The organism is Candidatus Symbiopectobacterium sp., from assembly GCF_020054415.1.
Taxonomy (GTDB): Bacteria; Pseudomonadota; Gammaproteobacteria; order Enterobacterales; family Enterobacteriaceae; genus Symbiopectobacterium.
The window spans coordinates 1-1248 of the sequence record NZ_JAHWCO010000214.1; the positions used below are offsets into that span (position 1 = coordinate 1).

Below are 1248 nucleotides of genomic sequence, written 5' to 3' on the forward strand. Positions count from 1 at the left end.
ATACCCGGGATGTGCCGTCTCGATTTCACCGCAGGCCTCATCATCGTGCGCCGCATCAATGCCACCTTCAGCAGCCAGTTCCTGATAACGGTAAAATGTATCGCGTGACACGCCCATGATCTTGCAGGCTTTTGATACGTTGCCGAGTTCTTCGGCGAGATTGAGCAGGCCGGCTTTGTGTTTGATAATGGGATTGTTAGTATGAAGCACGGGAGTTACCTCGCGTTTTGTTTAAGGATTAGACACCCATATCAAAACCGGTAACTCTCAACCTTTCAAGGTCCAGTGTCAGATCTAGTCGCGACTAATACAATTTACATACCCCTGCACGTCCCCCGCCTGAAGCCTGACGACACTTGTTGCGGGTGATGGCCCTACTGTAAAAACTGAATATGTGCCTGAAATCTTAGAGAATCAACCAGAACCAAAGCGGCTGGTTGCCGTAGTTATTGCGTCATTTCTGAATGTTCCTGACGTATTTGCAGCGTCTAATGCCCATGTATGCAACGCTGCTTCTCCCTCAAGTCTTATTTGTTTCGGGGAATTTTTCACAGGATTAAGATTTGCACTTGTCCAGTGCTCAACCCATGCAGACCATGCATCTTTTGCTCTTGCTTTAAATCGAATAAACACCTGATTGCTTGCATAGGTAGTATATCGCTGAACCATTCCGACACCGGAAGCTGCGTTGTAGGTAACTTCCAGGCTACCGGCACTTACAACGGGGTAATTCCTTGCCAGCGTTGAGTTATCTGTTACCCCCTGAGTCCATATCCCCTAGTAATCAGTCCCAACAACATTATTCAGGTCATTGGTTCCCAATGAGCCTTTCAGCAAGAAAACATCGCTGGAATTGGCTTTCCCATTCAGCGCCGTATCCCAAGCCTGTTGTGATCGAACAGTAACGGTCTGGCCGTCTGGCGTAGTGAGCGTAACGTTTCCCGTTCCGGTTAATATCTGCTGCCAACCCGACAACTGCTGCTGGTAATAGGCAAGCATTGCTGCAAATTCATGAGCAAACTGCTCAATTGAAACAGTCTGAGAGGTGGAAATTGCATAGGCTTTACCCGTTCCCGTTGTGCCAGTAAAGGCTGATACCAGTGTTAATTGGGTCGTGTATTCAATGAGTTGATGTAGCATCAAACGTAGTACTCGCGTTCGATGTAAGTACCGATGATCCTATCGTGCATTTCGGATGATTTTGAATATCCGAGCGTCTTGCGATTGAGCCGTTGCAATCGGTTACGC

3 protein-coding genes are annotated in these 1248 nt (G+C 47.7%); all 3 read right to left on the minus strand.

Features of this window, described 5'->3' with window-relative positions; all coding sequences use genetic code 11:
- Positions 1 to 210 (minus strand): helix-turn-helix domain-containing protein (locus tag QZ506_RS06265; RefSeq protein ID WP_291969843.1); only part of this gene is annotated, 210 nt, incomplete at its 3' end.
- A 567-nt stretch (positions 211 to 777) separates the two neighbouring features.
- A complete protein-coding gene (locus tag QZ506_RS06270; protein ID WP_291969845.1) occupies positions 778 to 1140 on the minus strand; it encodes a hypothetical protein in 363 nt (120 codons plus the stop codon).
- Positions 1140 to 1248: IS1 family transposase (locus QZ506_RS06275; RefSeq protein WP_291968657.1), on the minus strand; the 109-nt coding region annotated here is incomplete at its 5' end. The genes QZ506_RS06275 and QZ506_RS06270, both read right to left, overlap by 1 nt.